Here is a 19,083-nt window from a genome sequence, read left to right on the forward strand (position 1 = left end):
GAGACTATGTGACGAATAAAAACAGGTCGGTAAAGCCTATCTAACATAATCTCAGGAAAATTTAAACAGGCTCTAAGGCTAATATTTCGTCTATCATTCCATCTGTTATGCTAAAATATCAATTTATTAACAATTTAAAAACATGAGTTTGTGAGATCAATGAAGACAAAAATCAATTCTCTGACAGCTAAAAGTTTAGCTACGTCTATGCTACTTGCATCATGTACTCCAAATGCTGACTTTGATCAAATAATGGTAGAACAATCTGGTATTAATTCAGAAAAAGATATAACAGACAGTAAAGGTGTATCAATATCTTTATCTTTGAACGAAGAAACTAAACAAGCTTTGCGTGATATTGCCCCTTTGGTACAAGAAATTATTGATAATCCAAAAGTAGCTCAGGAGTTATCAAAAGATCCGGAATCATTTTGTAAACAAAGAGGGTATAATTTTACAATAGATTTAGATGATGCTATCTTTAAGGTAATTGTTGCACTGGGAAATGAGGAAATAAATGAAGTATTGAAGAGTAATGATTTTGAGAGATTTATGCAGTTATGTGCTGATATGAAGTTATTGGAAACAGGGCAAAAAGTAAAACTGAACGTATTGTTTCAAAATGAGGATGAGAAAGAAATCTTTAATGCAATAGCTTATGAACTGAATGGAGAAACTATAGAAACACGTAGTGTTGCTTTTTGGCTTGCCGTGTCGGTAGTTTTAGTAGTAGCTATAATTTTGACTTATACTGTAGGGACGGAAGAGTCGCCTATTGATGATGAAAATGTATCTCTGCAACGGTTGGAGTCTGGTTTGCAAAGCGAGGATAATGTACTCTCAAAAGATCAGATAAATATTTGTACATCAAAAAGAATGCAATCTTTCTTGCATTGTACTGATCCTAATTATTCGGTTTTGGATGTTTGGGCATTGAAAAATATAAATGTGAGTGATTATCAACTTGTATCAGGTTATAAAAGTTTCTTTGTAAATCAACTTGTATCATATTTAAAAGTTAACAAACCGGACATTTTTACGAAATATTCAGAGATGCAAATCTCAGAATTCTTGAAGAAAAATATTATTGTATAATTCAAAAAATGTAAGTAAAATGAGAAGATTTAAGTCATCGTATTCAAAGTCTATGTTGTTAGCAACTTGCTTTCTGCTTATTATATTGTTATTTGCTATATGTATTATAATCAATCAGATGGCGAAACTGCCTATAGATTCACTTAATTTCGTAGGAGTAGGTGTTGCGCTCTGTTTTATTTTAGTAACATTGCTATATTCGTTTTTTTCTCAAATCCGATATGTGTGTGTGACAAAAGAAAATTTGATAATAAAGAAAATGCTAGGGAAGGTTATTATACCTCGTTGTAATATATTGCAAGTTCAACATAAAAAAAGTTTAATGTTTGATGTTAGATTGTGGGGGATTAGTGGATTATTTGGGCATATAGGTATCTTTTGGAATAAAAGTATTGGAAAATATACTGCTTTTGTTAAGGATGGGAGTTCTATGCTTGAAATTAAAACAGAAGGAAAATGTTATGTTGTAAGTTGTGATGATTATGTTCAGATGATAAAACTTCTAAATGATTGATGTTGAGCTTTGTATGTTTGCAAAATAAAATTTGAGAAATTTAAGATAAGGGGTATACTCACAGAGCATACCCCTTTTTTGTGCGTTGCTTTTTCTCAAATATTTTATGCCTATGAGAAAAAGTTCTCATTACTATGAGAAAAAATACTCATTGCTATGAGAATTTATTCTCACTGCGGTGAGAATAATCCCTTGCCAGAATAGTCTTAAACAGGGTATTCAGGTTATATTTCTTCCAATGCATAATATTGATAATCGCGAAGTATCGTCTGAAGGAATTTTTCCTGATTACCCTCACGAGGAGTAACGGAAAGTAATTCCTGTACTTTTTGGGCAAGTACCGTGATACGTCTTGCCCGGTCTTTCTCGCCGGATTCCAAAGTCCGGGTAATTACATTCACTTGTTCGAGAGATAAATCAGCCGACTGCGGATATACCGGATGATAATTCTGGGTCAGATAGTCGAATTCATCCAGGCTGACATGTATCTTACGATAGTTTTTCTCTTTAATCACCATAGTACCGGCAGCTAGATCCCCTAATCGTTGATTGTTCTTATTCAGTAAAACGACCAGAAGTCCAAGGCCGCTTGTGATGGGACCATCAATTGGGAAAAGAAGCCACCGTAACAGATAAGAGCCGATGCTTGGAGTAGAACCGTCTACTTTTACGACACGGATGTTGATAAGTTTCTTTCCAAAGCTCTGTCCGTGATTGAACATCTCACAAAGAAAAGAATAACCGAGAATCGGTAAATAAACGACGCACAGAAAAAAGAACCAACTGAATTCTGACGGTAAATTTAATTTGGACAAGAGCGTAGCTGTGGAGAAGATGTAAAGCCCGATCAGAAAATAATCAATGACTAATGCCAGAAATCGCTCGCCGATACTGGCGGGCGTTTGGCTGATACGAACGAATTGTCCGGTTATTATCGTAGATTCTGCCATTTCAGGATAAACATTTTTAGGATTCCGTTGCAAATATATCATAATTCTCTTATTTTTGCTTCCGGTTTCGGACAAAACTTATCCGAAATCTATTGAAAAGCATGAAAGAAGTAACGTTTATTCGTCGGAACATTGAAAAATGGAAGGAGACAGAGAAAGTTGTGGAGCAGGCGGCAAGTCTGTCCCCCGACCAACTAGCCGATGCTTATACGGACTTGACTGCCGATCTGGCGTTTGCCCAGACACATTTCCCGACTTCCCGCATTACGATTTATCTGAATAATCTGGCTTCGGCGTTGCACAACGAAATCTACCGGAATAAACGTGAGAAGTGGACACGGATTATCACCTTTTGGACGCAGGAAGTCCCCCGGACCATGTATGACGCGCGTCGGGAACTGCTGACCTCGTTTCTTATCTTTGTAGCCAGTGTGCTGATCGGCGTTTTATCCGCTGCAAATGACCCGGATTTTGTCCGTTTGATTCTAGGAAATGGTTATGTGGATATGACATTGGAGAATATATCCAATGGCGAACCGATGGCTGTATACGGCGGCTCTTCCGAAGTTCCGATGTTCTTGGGGATTACCCTCAATAACATAATGGTATCTTTCAACTGTTTTGTAATGGGATTATTGACCAGCTTTGGTACGGGATATATGCTTCTTACCAATGGGATTATGGTAGGAGCTTTTCAAACCTTCTTTTATCAACACGATTTGCTTTGGGAATCCAGCCTTGCCATTTGGCTGCACGGAACGCTTGAGATTTGGGCGATTATCGTAGCCGGTGCCGCCGGACTGGCTTTAGGCAACGGATGGCTGTTTCCCGGCACTTATTCCCGCCTGGAATCTTTCAGAAGAGGAGCGAAGCGAGGCTTGAAAATAGTGATCGGCACTGTTCCGGTATTCATTATGGCAGGCTTTATAGAAGGTTTTCTTACCCGGCACACAGAACTTCCCGATGTATTGAGGCTTGGCGTGATATTCACTTCTCTGGCATTTATTATATTCTACTATATTTATTTACCAAATAGAAAAAAATATGGAATCACAGAAACCTAAGATTGCGATGTACGTAAAACGCCCTTTCGGCGAAAAGTTGAACGCTTCTTTTGACTTTATAAAAGAGAATTGGAAACAGTTGTTCAAGTACTCAACGTATCTGGTACTTCCTATCTGTTTACTCCAGGCCGCAAACTTTAGCGGACTGATGGGAGGTATGACGGACCTTACCGCCATGCAGGCATCAGGAAGTGCGGGTGATAATCCTTTCGCAGCCTTGGGACCTGCATTTGCATTGAACTATGCAGGGGTTATCTTCTTTTCTTGTTTGGGAGCCTTGTTGCTGACTTCCTTGATTTATGGAATGGTTCGATTGTATAATGAGCGTGAAGAGCGTCTGAACGGTATTGTATTCAGTGACATAAAACCGTTGTTGCTACATAATGTCAAGAGACTGTTTCTTATGGGGGTGGCTATTGGCTTCTTATTCCTGTTTGTCATTATTATCATGGTGTTATTGGCTGTATTGACTCCTTTTACACTGTTGCTCACTTTCCCGTTGTTGTTTGCATTTATGATACCTATGGCTTTGATGGCTCCTGTCTATTTATTTGAAGATATTTCGCTGATGGAGGCGTTCAAGAAGACATTCCGGTTGGGATTTGCCACTTGGGGAGGAGTTTTTCTGATTTTGATTGTGATGGGAATCATTGCCAGCGTATTGCAGGGCATTGTTTCTATACCGTGGTATGTTATCTATATTGTGAAAATGGTTTTTGTCATGAGTGACGGTGGTGAAGTCTCTTCGTCCGTCGGACTGAACTTTGCGCAATATCTGTTTTCTATTCTGATGTTGTACGGCTCTTACCTATCGGCTATATTCAGTATTGTGGGACTGGTATATCAGTACGGTCATGCATCGGAAGTGGTAGACAGCATTACAGTAGAAAGTGATATTGACAACTTTGATAAACTCTAAAATAAATCCGGAATAGATGAATCTCACTTCCCCGGCTGATACATTGGTCTGTGATACGGCGAAGATTGCCCTTTGGCGGTCTGATCCGGCATACGACTATAACCGTGAACTGATTACTCCGGAGCTTAACCTCTTTGAGTGGATCAGTAAGCAGTTCGGGGAACTTCTGCGCAAGATATTCGGCAGCCGTTTTGCGGAAGAGTATTCGGGGTTTATCCTGATATGCATTGCCATTATTCTTCTGCTTCTGATTATCTGGTTTGTTTACAAAAAACGTCCCGAACTGTTCATGCGTTCGCCTAAGAATGCATTGCCTTATACCGCAGGGGAAGATACGATTTATGGCGTAGATTTTCCGGGAGGAATTGCCGAAGCGCTTTCCCGCCAGGATTATCGGGAAGCGGTACGTTTGCTTTATTTGCAGACATTGAAACAACTCAGTGATGCGGAACGCATTGACTGGCAACTTTATAAGACGCCTACACAGTATCTGAATGAGGTCCGTTTGCCGGCTTTCCGTCAACTAACCAATCATTTTTTGCGGGTACGTTACGGAAACTTTGAGGCGACGGAAGAACTTTTCCGTACCATGCGGACGTTGCAGGAAGAAATAGGGAAAGGAGGCATCTCATGAAAGGAAGCCGCTGGTTTATAATCTTTATTGTAGCTTTTCTGCTGGTTATGTTTGCGGTAGAGTATCATTTGCCTAAAAAGTTTGTGTGGACACCTACTTTCAGCCATTACGATAAGCAACCGCTCGGTTGTGCGGTGTTCGACAGTCTGCTGTCTTCTTCTTTGCCTAATGGCTATTCCATATCTAAGGAGACGTTCTATCAGATGGAGGGGGATACGACGGATAATGGCAATAAGGGCATACTTGTGATTGCCAATAATTTGTCTATGGTAGAGGCAGATGTGAATGCTTTATTGAAGATGGCGGAGCGGGGAAATAAGGTTATGCTGGTAAGCAATAACTATTCTAAGTATTTGGAAGACACTTTGCGGTTCTATTGTACGTATTCTCATTTTAGTGCGGCTGCTTTCAAGAAGTATGCTTCTTCTATCTTCAGGAAAGACAGTATTTATTGGATTGCCGATTCTGTCTATTCCCGGCAGCTATACCGTTGTTATCCGCAATTCTGTAATTCCTATTTCAGGAGTTATGATTCATTGCCGGTACGGAAGTTGGCGGAGAAAGATATGTCGGACGCTATCGGTGATGCGTTGGCTGATTCTGATTCTGTGAAAGCGTACAATAATTATCATCCGTTGATGACAATGGTTCGTCCGTGGGGGAAAGGGGAAATCATGCTCGTCTCTACTCCGTTGTTGTTTACGAATTATGGCGTGTTGGACGGGAATAACGTCAATTATATCTTTCGTTTACTGTCGCAGATGGGGGAACTACCTATCGTTCGTAGTGAAGGATACATGAAAGCAACGGCACAGGTGCAACAGTCGCCTTTCCGTTATCTGCTTGCGCATCAGCCGCTTCGTTGGGCTTTGTACCTGACGATGATTACTATCCTGCTTTTCATGATATTCACGGCAAAAAGACGGCAACGTACCATTCCTGTTGTTCGTGAGCCGGCAAACAAATCTCTTGAATTTACAGAATTGATTGGTACTCTTTATTTTCAGAAGAAAGACCATGTCGACTTGGTTTGTAAGAAGTTTGCTTATTTGGCAGAAGTGTTGCGAAGAGAAATTCAGGTGGATATTAAAGAAGCAGCGGATGACAAACGCTCTTTCGAGAGGATTGCCCGGAAAACGGGAATGGATACCGAAGATATTGCGAAGTTTATCCATGAAGTCAGATCGGTGCTTTACGGTGGGCGCATTATCGACTCTGAACAGATGAAAATGTTTATTGATAAAATGAATGAAATAATCAATCATATCTAAAGAAGAAATTTATGGAAGAGAATACAGAACAACGAGTGGATTTAACTCTCTTTTCCGAGAAGATACAAGAGTTGAAAGACCGGATTGCTTCCGTCATTGTCGGACAGGAACAGACGGTGGATTTGGTGCTGACAGCCATTCTGGCTAATGGCCATGTACTGATAGAAGGTGTGCCGGGAGTGGCAAAGACCTTGTTGGCTCGCCTGACGGCTCGTCTGATTGATGCTGACTTCAGCCGTATCCAGTTTACACCGGACTTGATGCCGAGTGATGTGTTGGGTACGACGGTGTTTAATATGAAAACCAATAGCTTTGATTTCCATCAGGGACCGATTTTTGCGGATATTGTATTGGTGGACGAAATCAACCGTGCGCCTGCCAAAACGCAGGCTGCCTTGTTTGAAGTGATGGAAGAGCGTCAAATCAGTATCGACGGAACTACACACCGTATGGGGGAACTTTTTACCATAATGGCTACTCAGAATCCTGTGGAACAGGAAGGAACATACAAACTTCCCGAAGCGCAACTCGACCGTTTCCTGATGAAGATTACGATGGATTATCCTTCATTGGAAGAGGAAGTGAATATTCTTGAGCGTCATCAGACCAATGCCGCATTGGTGAAATTGGATAACATTACGCCTTCCATCACAAAAGAAGAACTTCTGTCACTTCGTGCTTTCATGAATCGGGTGTTTGTAGACCGTACGCTGCTTCAATACATCGCATTGATTGTGCAGCAGACGCGTACCAGCAAGGCTGTGTATCTGGGAGCTTCTCCACGTGCATCCGTAGCTATGCTGCAATCCTCGAAAGCCTATGCTCTCTTGCAGGGACGGGATTTTGTGACGCCGGAAGATATTAAGTTTGTTGCTCCTTACGTACTTCAGCACCGCCTTATCTTGACGGCGGAAGCGGAGATGGAAGGATATTCTCCGGTAAAGGTGACGCAGCGCTTGATTGATAAGGTCGAAGTCCCGAAATAATGGGTAGCCGATTATCACCTGACTATGGTCTTTAGTGTTTAATCTTTAATATCTGATTGATAAGTTGTACTTGACCCGTCGTTTCTATATTGCCCTTGTCGTAATTATCCTCTTGTTGGGTAGTGGATACGTTTTTGCTCCGCTCTTTGTTATCGGGCAGTGGGTGCTTTTTGCCTTTTTCCTGACTGTGTTGACGGATGGCTATCTGCTTTATAGTGTTCGTGGAATTCAGGCATTCCGCCAATGTGCCGACCGTTTCTCCAATGGTGACGAGAATGAGGTTAGTATCCGGATAGAGAGTAGTTATCCCCGTCCTGTCGCTTTGGAAATCATTGATGAAATTCCTTTCATCTTTCAGAAGCGTGATATTGACTTTCGTGTCAGTCTTCGGGCAAACGGAGGGAAAACGGTTAGTTACCGGCTTCGTCCTACGCGTCGGGGCGTTTATTCTTTCGGACATATCCGGGTATTCGTAACCGGGCGGATAGGTTTGGTTTCCCGGCGATATACCTGTGGTGAACCGTTGGATATTAAGGTATATCCGTCTTATCTGATGCTTCATCAGTATGAATTGCTGGCTATCAGTGATAATCTTACCGAATTGGGAATAAAACGTATCCGCCGGATAGGTCACCACACGGAGTTTGAGCAGATAAAAGAGTACGTGAAGGGCGATGATTACCGTACGATAAACTGGAAAGCGAGTGCCCGCCGGCACGAGCTTATGGTGAATGTTTATCAGGACGAACGTTCACAACAGATTTATAATGTGATAGATAAGGGTAGGGTGATGCAGCAGGCTTTTCGTGGAATGACTTTGCTCGATTATGCGATAAACGCTTCGCTGGTGCTTTCGTACGTTGCGATGCAGAAAGAGGACAAGGCGGGTTTGGTGACTTTTGACGGGCATTTCGATACGTTTGTCCCTGCTTCCAAACAACCGGGACATATGCAGACCTTGCTTGAGAAACTTTACAGCCAGAAGGCTACTTTCGGGGAAACGGATTTCTCGGCTCTTTGTGTACATCTGAACAAGTATGTCAGCAAACGGAGCCTGTTGGTATTATATACAAATTTCTCCGGTATATCCAGCATGAACCGTCAGTTGGCTTATCTGAAGCAATTGAACCGCCAACACCGTCTGCTTGTCGTCTTTTTCGAAGATGCCGAATTGAAGGAATACATTGCCACTCCTGCAAAAGATACGGAAGGTTATTACCGCCATGTGATTGCGGAAAAATTCGCTTACGAAAAGCGGTTGGTTGTTTCCACCTTGAAACAGCATGGAATCTATTCCTTATTGACTACACCGGAGAATCTTTCGATAGATGTGATTAATAAGTATTTGGAGATGAAAGCGCGGCAGTTGCTTTAGACATAAGAACAAAGGAGTCTGTTTTTGCAGTCTTTTGTCCTTTTGTTCTTTTGTCTGAAAAAGATTGCCTCAAAGAGCAATGGCTTTCCGTGTTTCCACAAAGAAGAATACAGCCATGCCAATAATGATAATCCCCAATATGCCATAAAAGAGTCGTGCCCGGTTTCGTCCTACGTTCCGGATAATGGTCTGTGCATTGCGCGTTGTGAAGAACCAGTCCCAGTTGAGCAATGATGCCAGCAGGGAGACAGTCCCTGCCAGCGCAAAGATTCCTTGTACGATGTATTGTCCGGTCATAGCTTGATAACTCTGCCTCCGTCTTCCTGTTCTTCAATCGTCACTTTCACAGCGTCACCCGGCAACAGTTCTTCTACAAGCTCCGGCCATTCGATGAAGCAAAGAGCACCGCTGTAGAAATAATCTTCGTATCCCATGTCGTACACTTCGCTTAGCTTCTTGATACGGTAAAAGTCGAAGTGATAAATCAATTCTCCTGTCTTGTCCGAACGGTATTCATTGACGATGGCAAAGGTGGGGGAGCTGATAACATCTTCCACGCCCAATTCCTCGCAGAGTGCTTTGACAAATGTCGTTTTGCCGGCACCCATCTTTCCGTATAAAGCAAATACTGTGTTGTCGCCCATAGCAGCGATGAATTCGCGGGCTGCTTCATGGATATTTTCCTGTGATTGAATTTTGATTTCCATATACTAATTCTATTATGATGACTATTTCCTGCAACAACTCTTTCCTATTTTGCAAACAGCATAAATCAGGATAGAGAAGAATATGATCGAGGCTCCCGAAGGAACTTTCCAATGATAAGAAATGAACAGTCCGCCCAGGCATCCCAAGAAGCCGATACCGATGGACAGCCAGATTATTTTTTTGAAACTATACGTGAATAAGTTGGCAGTCATCTGCGGAATGGTGAGAAGAGAGATGGCCAGCACGATGCCTACCATACGCAGACAGGCTACAATCGTCAGCGCGATGAACATCATCAGCACATATTCGAATATCTCTACCGGAATCTTCTGCGAACGTGCAAACTCACGGTCGAAAGCGATGTATACAATGGGACGGATGAACAGGTAAAAGAATCCGGTCAGCAATAGTGCCAGTATACCGAGCATCCATAAGTCAGCCTGATTGATAGTCAGGATATTCCCGAACAGATAGGCGGAGAGGTCGGGGGTGAATCCCGGTGACAGAAAGCTGAACATGATTCCCAATGCCATGCCCAACGTCCAGAATACGGCAATAGCGGAATCTTCGCGCATATCTTTCCGCCTGCTGAGCCATTCGACGCCAAAGGCGGACAGCACAGAAAAGACGGCGGCGGAGAGTATCGGGGAAATTCCCGCAAACAATCCTAAACCTATTCCACCGAAAGAAGCATGGGTAATTCCTCCACTGATAAATACCAGGCGGCGGGTAACGATGTATGTTCCTATAATCCCGCAGGCAATACTTGCCAGCAGGCTCCCTAACAAGGCATGTTGAAAGAATGTATATTGTAGTAGATTCATGTTCTTCTTTCTCCGATAATCAGGAACACTTCATCTTTAAGCTCGTCCGGCAATTCGATGCCACGAAGTTGTAGGCTGCGCACCCATCCGGCCACTTCATCATCTTTGGTGGTGTACAGTACATCCCGAAACTGTTCTGTTTCTTCTTCTGTATACGCGTCTCCTGTCCTGCCAATGAACTGGTCCAGTTCTTCGTCATCGTAATATTCTATCTTCTTGCTGACAGCGGCCAACAGGCTGTCTTTTTCGCATACTTCATGTTGTCCGCAGCATTCGGTATCCACTTCTTTTACTTCCGGCATACGGTCCAGTTCGCCTCTCTCTATTTTCTTTTGCAGTCTTTTGTTGCGGATGATTCCGGCTATCAGCGCAATGACACCCAGCAACACCAGACTTATAATAAGTATCCACATGATAATATAACAGTTACCAATCAATTTTGTGCAAAGTTACTTATAAATTTTGTATGCTATCTATTTCTTTCGTACTTTTGTATGTTACCAACTTAAATACAAGATGAAAAGACAGAGTGTATTATTCGTTCGGAGTATGTGGGTGGTTATCTTATTCACTACTCTTGCTGCCTGTAAAGATACTGATAACAGAGTGTTTGGAGATGATTTTGATTTTCCGGCATTGACAGATGAAAACACGATTCGCTTTACAGTAAATGTTGTAGGAGACTGGCGGCAGTTGGACATCGTAGCAAGTGGGGGACGAATGGTGATAGATTTGGGAAACGGTCATATACAGAAAATAGAAGATCCTTCTTCAATGAATGGCGGAGTGAGATATAAATATGGAAATAAAGGAGTATATGAAGTGAGGATTTGGGCTGAAGAGCTGCAACTTATCGATATAAGTGGTTTGCTTCTTCCTTTGAGTAATCTTTATTTGGGAAATATGCCGCGAATGAAATCTCTAGCTTTGAATAGCATTTCTGATACTCGCGAATTGGACTTGAATACCTTCTGTCCTAATGTGGAAAGTATTAATATCGGTAGTTTCGCTGATTTGGAGCATTTGGAGATTGAGGATTGTTTCCGATTGCGGTCCATACACGTTTATTCTAATCCCAAATTGGCTTCAATGGAGTTTGGCAATCATCCGGAAGTGAGAAGTTTATATTGTTTTTATAATGGTTTTTCTTCCCTTTCCCTTAAAAACTTGCCGGCATTGCGCGATATTGATTTGAGTTTTAATGAAGTATTGTCACATTTGGAATTGAACGAGAATACTTCAATTTCTGCGATATTGATACAAGGGTGTGCTTTCCAATCAATTACTGATATATTGAAATGTTGCCCTTCTTTAAGGGAATTAAGTTGCTCATACAATAAATTGACCGAACTTGATCTATCCGATCATCCTAATATCAGTGAATTGCGTTGTGAACATAATCAGCTAATTCGTTTAATGGTACCGCAAGGAAGTCTGTTGGGATATCTTTATTGTCACTCGAATCAGTTGGATGAGAATGCTTTGAATGTCCTGTTTGATTCCTTGGGGCAAGTGCCGGAATCTGCTATTTATTATCCGGCTCCTCCCCGCCAGTATCGGATTTCTTTTAATGATAATCCGGGAGCTGATGATTGTAATAGAAATATCTTGAATGATAAAAACTGGATAATTGAAAATAAGTAAAGTATGGACGATTGTTTTTTAAATTTTATATATATCATGAAGAAAAATATGCTGCTTCTTTCTCTTTTGTGTAATTTTCCATTGTTGTTGTCGGCCCAAACTAACGTAGAAAAAGGGTTGCAGAGTATCAATCGTTCCTCTGCCGAGGCTGCTATCAATTTTTTGGCTAGTGATGAATTGCAAGGGCGTGAGGCTGGGTTTCACGGTTCGAGTGTGACTTCAGAATATATTGTTTCTTTGTTGCAATGGATGGGAGTATCGCCTTTGGCTGACAGCTATTTCCAGCCTTTTGATGCTTACCGTAAAGAACGTCAGAAAAAAGGACGTCTGGAAGTGCATCCAGATTCTATAGCTAAACTGAAACAGGAAGTTCACCAAAAGCTTTCCATGAGGAATGTGTTGGGTATGATTCCCGGTAAGAATGCAAAAGAATATGTGATAGTAGGCGCGCATTTCGATCATTTGGGGATAGACCCTGCGCTTGACGGCGATCAGATTTACAACGGTGCAGATGATAATGCGTCCGGTGTATCGGCTGTGCTGCAAATCGCCCGTGCTTTTATTGCTAGTGGACAGCAACCGGAAAGAAATGTAATCTTCGCTTTTTGGGACGGAGAGGAAAAAGGATTGTTAGGTTCGAAATACTTTGTGCAGACTTGTCCCTTTGTTTCGCAAATTAAGGGTTATCTGAACTTTGACATGATTGGTCGTAATAATAAATCTGATCGACCTCGTCATGTAGTCTATTTCTATACAGCTTCCCATCCGGCTTTCGGTGACTGGCTGAAAGAGGATGTTAAGAAATATGGTTTGCAGTTGGAACCGGACTATCGTGCGTGGGATAATCCGACAGGTGGAAGTGATAACGGGACATTTGCCAAAGTGGGTATTCCAATCATATGGTATCATACGGATGGACATCCCGATTACCATCAACCGTCTGACCATGCCGAACGGCTAAATTGGGATAAGATTGTGGAAATCACCAAGGCATCTTTCCTGAATATGTGGAAAATGGCGAATGAAAAGTCATTTTAAAAATCTGTCATCCAGAGCGTAGTGAAGAACTCCTTTTTATTTGTTTAGGAGTGGGGATTTTTCGCCACGCTCTGAATGACAGACTGTTCTGATAAAAGGCTAATCATATAAGGGTAAGGTCGATTTATTTATGAAATCAATGAGTGTAGCCTTTATCTTTTTTTATTGCTATTCTACTGGTTGTGCACCGGTGTCTCCTTCAATCTTCCATCCCGGGTTCTGATAGACCACTGAGCTTGTAAAGTCATTTTTGTCCGAAGCAGTCTGGCGGAATACAGCCATGCCTATCGGATTCAGATAATGAGCTGGAGTAAAGAGGAAGCCGTTCTGCCCAGCTATCAGGTTATTCTTCGTGATTTTTTCGTACGGAAGAATATAGTTGCTTAAATCGGATGAAGACATATTGCCTTCGGCCGGATCTACTTTACATAAGTCTTGCAGTTGAGTTTCATAGTCACTTCCCCAGTATAACATACCTTCCACACGGTAAGGCTTGGATATTAACTGGTCGCACGCACGCCAGCGCTTCAAGTCTTCCCAACGCAAAGCTTCTGCACAAAGTTCGTTGCGGCGTTCACGGCGAATATTATACAATGTCGCATCTATCAGTTGTCCGTGAGAATAAGCGCCGAAATCACCTTTGGCTTCTTCGCTCATTTGTGTTGCGGTAATTGTCTTGTTATAGTCTTCGTCTACTTTGGCACGTCGGCGTAAAGCTTTCCAATATCCGTCGGCTGTTGCGTCAATTCTACCGTTCTTTTCGTAAGAAGCCTCCATGTAGATCAACATGGCTTCTGCGGCACGGAAAACAATGCCGCCTGATGTTCCTGCACTGTGGTCATTGGCCATATGGCTGGAATAATGCTTGCCTTTCTTGATGATGAACCCTGTTGTCGCCAGACTTCCCTTGTCGCCATAAATGAAACGGATAGAACAATAGCTGGGAGTACCGTCATTGCCGTAATAATTCACGTCACCCTCATCTTCCGTATTGGCATCACCCGGTTTTTTGGTAAAGATAACAATACGTGAATCCCGGTTTTGCAAGGTGGAGTTGACACCTTTCTTTTCCCAATTGCGGTCATAACCCGAACCGTCTGCATAGATCGGAAGTCCGTTACGCATCAGGAAAGAGTTGACCATGCCGCGAGTCCATCCGGAACCGCCGCCGTTGCGTTCCAGTTCCATTTGCAGGTTACTTGTCACCAACCCCTCCTTGAATTGTTTCCACATCAGAATTTCATCGTATCCTTCCATATTCTCATCACAGAACATGGTGTAATAAGGGTTGATGGAAGCCAGACTGGCATTCATTCCCTCGGGAGTATCGGTGTTCTCTGCCAGTTTTCCGACAATATAGTCACCCACTACTTTGGACGATTTCATGGCTTCGTCAAGAAAATAAGCTATTTCTGTGTCAATGTTGAAACCGCTTACGTCTGCGGGATTTCCCGGCCATCCTTTTCCACCAGGTACGAATGCCGTTCCTTTATGGTACTTTTCCCAAGTTGCTTCGAAGAGGGCTACACGTGCGCGCAGTAAATGGGCTACATTTTTGCTGATACGGTTCTTTCTGCCAGGGCTATTATCAAGTAATAATTCTGTTGCTTTCTGCAAATCATCCAAAATGAAACGTGCCACCTTATTGCGTGGTTGACGCTTGCTGGATTCCACCAAAGTCTCTTCTACGTCGGGCAATGCTGTGGTGATGATGGGCAAATCTCCTAAAGAAACCAGCAATTTATAGTAATTATATGCACGTATCACATACATCTCTCCAATGTAATGTTTTACATTATCCTGATTGCCGGTGATGGTACCCGCTTCAAACTTAGGTAAAGTATTGTCGAAGAAATAGTTGCAGGCACGTATCTTCTTCCAGTCCCAGTCGCCTTCGCCCGACGGAACTTTCTTCTGACCGGGTATCCAGAATTCCGGGGAGTCACCGCTGGCTTGATTATCAGTATCGTTATCTTTGCCGAAGAAGTTAATGCCATATGCGTCCGTCACAGTTTCAAACGGATAAGCATTGATAGTGTAAGCAGCCAAATCACTTTCGGATGCGAAATATTTTTCGGGAATAACTTTGTCCAGAGGTTCCCTGTCCAGAAAATCATTGCAACCGGTCAGTCCGCCCAACAGCAATGTTCCTATTGTCAAAAGTTTGATATGTTTTTTCATAATCGTCTGTCATTTAAAAAGTTGCACTTAAACCGAATGATACAGTCTTGGATAATGGATAGGTACATCCGTCCCAGTTGCCGATACCGACAGTTTCGGGATCGAATGTGTCAGCCAGATTGGTAATGGTGAATAAGTTTTCTGCCGAAACAAAGAAGCGAAGGTTGTTCACACAGAACTTTTCTGTCAGTGATTTGGGTAATGTATATCCTAAAGTCACGTTCTTCAGTCGGCAATAAGCTGCATTCTGCAAGTAGCGGGTCTGCGGATTGCGGTTTCTGTCGTTCTCAAGAGGACGAGGATAATAACCGCCCAGATTGGGACCTAACGGATTGGTCGTATCTGCTCCACGGAAATAGTCCAGATGTTGCTTGAAGAAATTAGTCTGCCAGTAACCTACTGCTCCCCAGAACATGGTAGAGCCACTTCCCGGCATATAGTCACGTTTCATAGTTCCCTGGAAGAACAGCTTCAGATCGAAGCCTTTCCATGCGGCATCCAGATTCAAGCCAAAGTTATAGCGTGGTGTGCTGTTACCGATCTTTTTTCGTATAAACTATTATCAGTTGCTACATCCGGCAATAAATAGCTGACGGTATCAAGCGAAATAGTATGACTACGTATTTCCATCTTTTTGAGATAAATGCTACTTTTTTCTTCTTATGAATAGCTTCTTTTATTTGTTTCACAGCTTTATCAACAGGAGTTACCCAAAACAGCCCCTCTCCTTTAGCCATCGCTGTATTTACAAACCCCGGACGGACATCTGTCGTATAAATAGGATAAGGGGATTGGGTGGCTTTTTGCCGTAGTCCTTCCATATAGTTGATTTGATAGGCTTTTGATGCATTGTAGGCAGGTGCGATGCCGCTACCACGTGTACCGCCTACGGAAGAAATGGTGACTAAATGCCCGCTCTTTTGCTGTTCAAAGTAACGGAATCCCCAATCGGCTATGTTGGTGAATCCTATTACGTTGGTTAATAAAGTCGGTTCCTCCAGTTGATAAGCAAGTTCGGGATTGAGCTCTCCCGTGCCGGCACAGATTATCAGTATATCCATTCCACCCATTTCTTGTACGAGTGTTTCCAAACATTGGATACTGGTTTGTGTATCGGTGATGTCGCATACTTGATAGAATAGTTTATTTTTGTCTTGGGTGTATATCTCTTGCAGCAAGTTCTCTCTGCGACCGATAATGCCGATGAGACAATCTTCTTGAATATATGCTTCTGTCAAACCGCGACCAATGCCGGAAGTTGCACCTATAATTATTATTTTCTGCATGATTTTCATTCTATTTGGTTTCAAAAGTAGAGAGTGTGCGTAGATAATTTCTTGATTGAAATCAAGAAATTACTTTTGTACTACTTTTCTTCGGATACGGCTTAGTGTTTCCGGGCGAATCAAGAGATAAGATGCCAGTTCTTTTAATGTAATCAGTTTCAGTAAGTCGGGGCAACGGTTGATAATTTCAAGATACCGTTCTTCCGCTGTCAGACTGTACATTGAAATCATACGGTCGTAGACTTCCCATAGTAGAGTTTCTGCAATGCGGCGTCCTAGCTTTTGGTTGTCGTTGTTAGCTTCATAGAAATCGGTCATTTGCTGATGATTAATCACATATACCGAACAGTCACACAGGGCTTGTATGTCCACATTCGATTTGTCCTGTAATTGAAAAGCCGGATAATTGCCGACAAAGGAATTGTCGAAAGTATATCCTACGATATTATTCTCTCCCAGATTGTTGATACAACAGTACCGGAAAGAGCCGGAACTGACAAAGCCCATCGTTCTGCAGATTTCTCCCTGTCGGGAAAAATAGTCTCCTTTTTCATAATAGGTCTGTTTCCCCTGCTGTAATACAAAATCTACAATAGGGGAATAGTTGATATGGGAAGTGTATTTATTGAAATCTTCCACTGTATCGGGGCGGTTAGTCTTCGTTTATAATCTGAAATCCGGCTTGTTTCAGGTCTTTCCAATATCCGGGATATGATTTGGTAACGACTTGCGGGTCGGCGATTTGCATAGTAGGGTGGCAGATTATTGCCGGAGCAAATGCCATAGCCATCCGATGGTCTTCGTATGTTGCAATTACGGGAGTTTCTTCCGGTTCACATCGTTCGCCGTTCCACATTAATACGCTGTCATTCTCTTCTTCTATTAGGTATCCCAGTTTTTTCAGTTCATTCCTTAAAGCGGCAATACGGTCGGTTTCTTTTATTTTCAGACTTTGCAGTCCTGTGAAGCGGAAAGGAATGTTCATCAAGGCACAAGTGACGACAAAAGTCTGTGCCAAATCAGGTATGTCAATGAAGTCTTCTTCCAGTCTTTTCGGGGCTTTTCCTGTTTTTTTGAGTTTAACTCCTTTGGTGGTAAACTCTGTAGTTATTCCTAACCGCGAGAATACTTCCGCTCCACGGCTGTCTCCCTGATAACTGTTACGGAATAATCCCAATAGCTCAATTTCAGTTTTTGGGGATAATGCTGCAATTTGGTACCAGTAAGAAGCTGCGCTCCAATCACTCTCTACTGTAAACGGAATGCTTGTATAAGGTTGTGGAGCTACGGAGATGCTGTCTGAAGAGGTCCATGCTGCTTTTGCACCGAAGTCCTGCATTAACTGTAATGTAAGGTTGATGTAAGGGCGTGAAATAATCTCACCGCTCAGATGCAACACTATACCGTTTTTAAGTGCCGGAGCTATCATCAGTAAAGCTGAAATGTATTGGGAACTGACATTTCCTTTCAGCGTAATCTCGTTCCCTTTCAGTTCTGTACCTTTTATGCGTAAAGGGGGGAATCCCTCATTATTGATATAGTTTATTTCCGCTCCCAGTTCACGAAGGGCATTGACCAATATTTGTATGGGGCGTTGTTGCATGCGTGTTGTGCCTGTGATTATCCGTTCTCCCGGTGTGACACTTAAATAGGCTGTCAGAAAGCGCATGGCGGTTCCGGCAGCCATGATGTCAATTGTTTCTTCATCTTGGGTGAGGGCTTTTATCATCACGCGTGTATCGTCGCAATCGGATAGATTGTCAGGAATACAGTTACTTTCTGCCAATGCATTGATAATGAGTGCACGGTTACTGATACTCTTGGAAGCCGGCAATTGAATTGTGGCTTTGATTGCGGAAGGAGCTGAAAGTCTATAACGCATTTTTTTTATTATCTTAGGTTTGAGATGACAAAAATAGGCATTTTTCTTTGATTCTCCTTTCCTGAAGTTCGGGATTTTGTGGCTTAATGTGATTTGTTGTAAGGATTTTATATATTTGTGCTATAAAATTTGTTTATATGAAGATACCGGATATTCGTTTACAAAATCAGCAGTTGCTGAATCCACTTTTCCGTAAGCCGAAAGAGTTGGTTTCTAATAGATTCGGAATTGACGGCGGATCAATGGAATGGGCAGACATGGTATATCCATGAGACATGCCGGACGCGCGGCAAAGTTTCCGGTAGTTTACATCTTCTTCCTTCATACGATGAGTATCTGTTAGGATACAAAGACCGGACGGATGTTTTGCCAAAGGAGCATTATCCGAAAGCATTTACCAATAATGGTTTGTTTTATCCGGTTATTCTTTATGAGGGACAAGTGATTGGGAATTGGAATAAGTCTGTTAAAAAGGGAGGAAAGTTGATTGAACATTCTTGTTTCCAGTCGGAGGATTTTGTGGATGAAGAAGTGTTGAACCAAGAAAAAGAACGGTATATACATTTTTTAGGATAATTATAAAGAAATGAATACCTGTGTGATTGGCGAGCGATTGATGAATGATATTAAGAGCTTGTTTAAATTCTCTTCAGTCATAATATTATAGCTGATATTTCAACTTACCCCGGCTCTTCTTGTCGCGTCCGTCTGT

Annotated in this window: 19 protein-coding genes and 2 pseudogenes; 11 read left to right on the plus strand and 10 right to left on the minus strand. The window is 42.3% G+C overall.

The window, feature by feature from the left end; all coding sequences use genetic code 11:
- The first annotated feature begins 159 nt into the window (after window positions 1-159).
- Entirely contained in the window at window positions 160-1,095 is a 936-nt protein-coding gene (locus tag NSB03_RS16945) for a hypothetical protein (RefSeq protein ID WP_257466520.1), read from the plus strand.
- A gap of 118 nt (window positions 1,096-1,213) precedes the next feature.
- Window positions 1,214-1,609, plus strand: coding sequence for a PH domain-containing protein (locus tag NSB03_RS16950; protein ID WP_159102154.1), 396 nt, complete (start codon window positions 1,214-1,216; stop codon window positions 1,607-1,609).
- 224 nt (window positions 1,610-1,833) lie between these two features.
- On the opposite strand, the gene NSB03_RS16955 is transcribed toward NSB03_RS16950, so the two are convergent.
- On the minus strand, window positions 1,834-2,559 hold the full coding sequence (locus NSB03_RS16955) for an RDD family protein (protein ID WP_024988294.1): 726 nt from the start codon (window positions 2,557-2,559) through the stop codon (window positions 1,834-1,836).
- Between the two features lie 101 nt (window positions 2,560-2,660).
- On the opposite strand from NSB03_RS16955, the gene NSB03_RS16960 reads away from it, so the two are divergent.
- The 6 genes from NSB03_RS16960 to NSB03_RS16985 all read left to right on the plus strand — a co-directional run bounded on the left by NSB03_RS16960 (window position 2,661) and on the right by NSB03_RS16985 (window position 8,808).
- The gene (locus NSB03_RS16960; RefSeq protein ID WP_024988293.1) at window positions 2,661-3,623 is read left to right on the plus strand and encodes a stage II sporulation protein M; all 963 of its coding nucleotides are present in this window, start codon (window positions 2,661-2,663) and stop codon (window positions 3,621-3,623) included.
- A complete protein-coding gene (locus NSB03_RS16965) occupies window positions 3,604-4,542 on the plus strand; it encodes a hypothetical protein (RefSeq protein WP_024988292.1) in 939 nt (312 codons plus the stop codon). Before NSB03_RS16960 ends, NSB03_RS16965 begins: the two co-directional genes overlap by 20 nt.
- Window positions 4,543-4,558: 16 nt before the next feature.
- Entirely contained in the window at window positions 4,559-5,176 is a 618-nt protein-coding gene (locus NSB03_RS16970; RefSeq protein ID WP_135035612.1) for a DUF4129 domain-containing protein, read from the plus strand.
- Window positions 5,173-6,447, plus strand: a complete 1,275-nt coding sequence (locus NSB03_RS16975) for a DUF4350 domain-containing protein (RefSeq protein ID WP_257466521.1) — start codon at window positions 5,173-5,175, stop codon at window positions 6,445-6,447. Before NSB03_RS16970 ends, NSB03_RS16975 begins: the two co-directional genes overlap by 4 nt.
- A gap of 11 nt (window positions 6,448-6,458) precedes the next feature.
- The gene (locus NSB03_RS16980) at window positions 6,459-7,433 is read left to right on the plus strand and encodes an AAA family ATPase (RefSeq protein ID WP_121767008.1); all 975 of its coding nucleotides are present in this window, start codon (window positions 6,459-6,461) and stop codon (window positions 7,431-7,433) included.
- A 64-nt stretch (window positions 7,434-7,497) separates the two neighbouring features.
- A complete protein-coding gene (locus tag NSB03_RS16985; RefSeq protein WP_024988291.1) occupies window positions 7,498-8,808 on the plus strand; it encodes a DUF58 domain-containing protein in 1,311 nt (436 codons plus the stop codon).
- A 69-nt stretch (window positions 8,809-8,877) separates the two neighbouring features.
- Here the strand turns inward: NSB03_RS16985 and NSB03_RS16990 are convergent, their stop codons facing one another.
- Genes NSB03_RS16990 through NSB03_RS17005 form a run of 4 tightly spaced genes read right to left on the minus strand, consistent with a single transcriptional unit; the run spans window position 8,878 to window position 10,753 of the window.
- Window positions 8,878-9,105 carry an immunity 17 family protein gene (locus tag NSB03_RS16990; protein ID WP_024988290.1) on the minus strand — a complete coding sequence of 76 codons (228 nt, stop codon included), beginning with the start codon at window positions 9,103-9,105 and terminating at the stop codon, window positions 8,878-8,880.
- A complete protein-coding gene (tsaE, locus tag NSB03_RS16995) occupies window positions 9,102-9,515 on the minus strand; it encodes a tRNA (adenosine(37)-N6)-threonylcarbamoyltransferase complex ATPase subunit type 1 TsaE (RefSeq protein WP_024988289.1) in 414 nt (137 codons plus the stop codon). Before tsaE ends, NSB03_RS16990 begins: the two co-directional genes overlap by 4 nt.
- Window positions 9,516-9,536: 21 nt before the next feature.
- A complete protein-coding gene (locus tag NSB03_RS17000) occupies window positions 9,537-10,340 on the minus strand; it encodes a metal ABC transporter permease (RefSeq protein WP_128824454.1) in 804 nt (267 codons plus the stop codon).
- Window positions 10,337-10,753, minus strand: coding sequence for a hypothetical protein (locus NSB03_RS17005; protein ID WP_024988288.1), 417 nt, complete (start codon window positions 10,751-10,753; stop codon window positions 10,337-10,339). Before NSB03_RS17005 ends, NSB03_RS17000 begins: the two co-directional genes overlap by 4 nt.
- A 103-nt stretch (window positions 10,754-10,856) precedes the next feature.
- On the opposite strand from NSB03_RS17005, the gene NSB03_RS17010 reads away from it, so the two are divergent.
- Entirely contained in the window at window positions 10,857-11,984 is a 1,128-nt protein-coding gene (locus tag NSB03_RS17010) for a leucine-rich repeat domain-containing protein (RefSeq protein ID WP_024988287.1), read from the plus strand.
- Window positions 11,985-12,020: 36 nt separating this feature from the next.
- The gene (locus NSB03_RS17015; protein ID WP_024988286.1) at window positions 12,021-13,022 is read left to right on the plus strand and encodes a M28 family metallopeptidase; all 1,002 of its coding nucleotides are present in this window, start codon (window positions 12,021-12,023) and stop codon (window positions 13,020-13,022) included.
- A gap of 168 nt (window positions 13,023-13,190) precedes the next feature.
- Here the strand turns inward: NSB03_RS17015 and NSB03_RS17020 are convergent, their stop codons facing one another.
- The 5 genes and pseudogenes from NSB03_RS17020 to NSB03_RS17040 form a co-directional block, all read right to left on the minus strand.
- On the minus strand, window positions 13,191-15,203 hold the full coding sequence (locus tag NSB03_RS17020) for a RagB/SusD family nutrient uptake outer membrane protein (protein ID WP_024988285.1): 2,013 nt from the start codon (window positions 15,201-15,203) through the stop codon (window positions 13,191-13,193).
- A 13-nt stretch (window positions 15,204-15,216) separates the two neighbouring features.
- Window positions 15,217-15,750: pseudogene (locus NSB03_RS17025) on the minus strand (SusC/RagA family protein); the annotation flags it as partial.
- Window positions 15,751-15,772: 22 nt separating this feature from the next.
- Window positions 15,773-16,489 (minus strand): SDR family NAD(P)-dependent oxidoreductase, encoded by a 717-nt coding sequence (locus tag NSB03_RS17030; RefSeq protein ID WP_024988283.1) that lies wholly within the window; start codon window positions 16,487-16,489, stop codon window positions 15,773-15,775.
- 69 nt (window positions 16,490-16,558) lie between these two features.
- Window positions 16,559-17,128: a Crp/Fnr family transcriptional regulator gene (locus tag NSB03_RS17035; protein WP_024988282.1), complete on the minus strand. Its 570-nt coding sequence runs from the start codon at window positions 17,126-17,128 to the stop codon at window positions 16,559-16,561.
- A gap of 13 nt (window positions 17,129-17,141) precedes the next feature.
- A complete protein-coding gene (locus NSB03_RS17040) occupies window positions 17,142-18,371 on the minus strand; it encodes a 3-phosphoshikimate 1-carboxyvinyltransferase (protein ID WP_024988281.1) in 1,230 nt (409 codons plus the stop codon).
- Between the two features lie 207 nt (window positions 18,372-18,578).
- On the opposite strand from NSB03_RS17040, the pseudogene NSB03_RS17045 reads away from it, so the two are divergent.
- Window positions 18,579-18,947 (plus strand): annotated as a pseudogene (locus tag NSB03_RS17045) (DNA glycosylase AlkZ-like family protein); the annotation flags it as partial.
- Window positions 18,948-19,083: the final 136 nt, after the last annotated feature.

Source organism: Bacteroides acidifaciens (assembly GCF_024623065.1).
Taxonomy (GTDB): Bacteria; Bacteroidota; Bacteroidia; order Bacteroidales; family Bacteroidaceae; genus Bacteroides; species Bacteroides acidifaciens.

Excerpts from the sequence above, each read along its gene's own strand:
- NSB03_RS16945 (WP_257466520.1), top strand. The coding sequence starts at position 160 with ATGAAGACAAAAATCAATTCTCTGACAGCTAAAAGTTTAGCTACGTCT.
- NSB03_RS16950 (WP_159102154.1), top strand. The coding sequence starts at position 1,214 with ATGGCGAAACTGCCTATAGATTCACTTAATTTCGTAGGAGTAGGTGTT.
- NSB03_RS16955 (WP_024988294.1), bottom strand. The coding sequence starts at position 2,559 with ATGGCAGAATCTACGATAATAACCGGACAATTCGTTCGTATCAGCCAA.
- NSB03_RS16960 (WP_024988293.1), top strand. The coding sequence starts at position 2,661 with ATGAAAGAAGTAACGTTTATTCGTCGGAACATTGAAAAATGGAAGGAG.
- NSB03_RS16965 (WP_024988292.1), top strand. The coding sequence starts at position 3,604 with ATGGAATCACAGAAACCTAAGATTGCGATGTACGTAAAACGCCCTTTC.
- NSB03_RS16970 (WP_135035612.1), top strand. The coding sequence starts at position 4,559 with ATGAATCTCACTTCCCCGGCTGATACATTGGTCTGTGATACGGCGAAG.
- NSB03_RS16975 (WP_257466521.1), top strand. The coding sequence starts at position 5,173 with ATGAAAGGAAGCCGCTGGTTTATAATCTTTATTGTAGCTTTTCTGCTG.
- NSB03_RS16980 (WP_121767008.1), top strand. The coding sequence starts at position 6,459 with ATGGAAGAGAATACAGAACAACGAGTGGATTTAACTCTCTTTTCCGAG.
- NSB03_RS16990 (WP_024988290.1), bottom strand. The coding sequence starts at position 9,105 with ATGACCGGACAATACATCGTACAAGGAATCTTTGCGCTGGCAGGGACT.
- tsaE (WP_024988289.1), bottom strand. The coding sequence starts at position 9,515 with ATGGAAATCAAAATTCAATCACAGGAAAATATCCATGAAGCAGCCCGC.
- NSB03_RS17000 (WP_128824454.1), bottom strand. The coding sequence starts at position 10,340 with ATGAATCTACTACAATATACATTCTTTCAACATGCCTTGTTAGGGAGC.
- NSB03_RS17005 (WP_024988288.1), bottom strand. The coding sequence starts at position 10,753 with ATGTGGATACTTATTATAAGTCTGGTGTTGCTGGGTGTCATTGCGCTG.
- NSB03_RS17010 (WP_024988287.1), top strand. The coding sequence starts at position 10,857 with ATGAAAAGACAGAGTGTATTATTCGTTCGGAGTATGTGGGTGGTTATC.
- NSB03_RS17015 (WP_024988286.1), top strand. The coding sequence starts at position 12,021 with ATGAAGAAAAATATGCTGCTTCTTTCTCTTTTGTGTAATTTTCCATTG.
- NSB03_RS17020 (WP_024988285.1), bottom strand. The coding sequence starts at position 15,203 with ATGAAAAAACATATCAAACTTTTGACAATAGGAACATTGCTGTTGGGC.
- NSB03_RS17030 (WP_024988283.1), bottom strand. The coding sequence starts at position 16,489 with ATGCAGAAAATAATAATTATAGGTGCAACTTCCGGCATTGGTCGCGGT.
- NSB03_RS17040 (WP_024988281.1), bottom strand. The coding sequence starts at position 18,371 with ATGCGTTATAGACTTTCAGCTCCTTCCGCAATCAAAGCCACAATTCAA.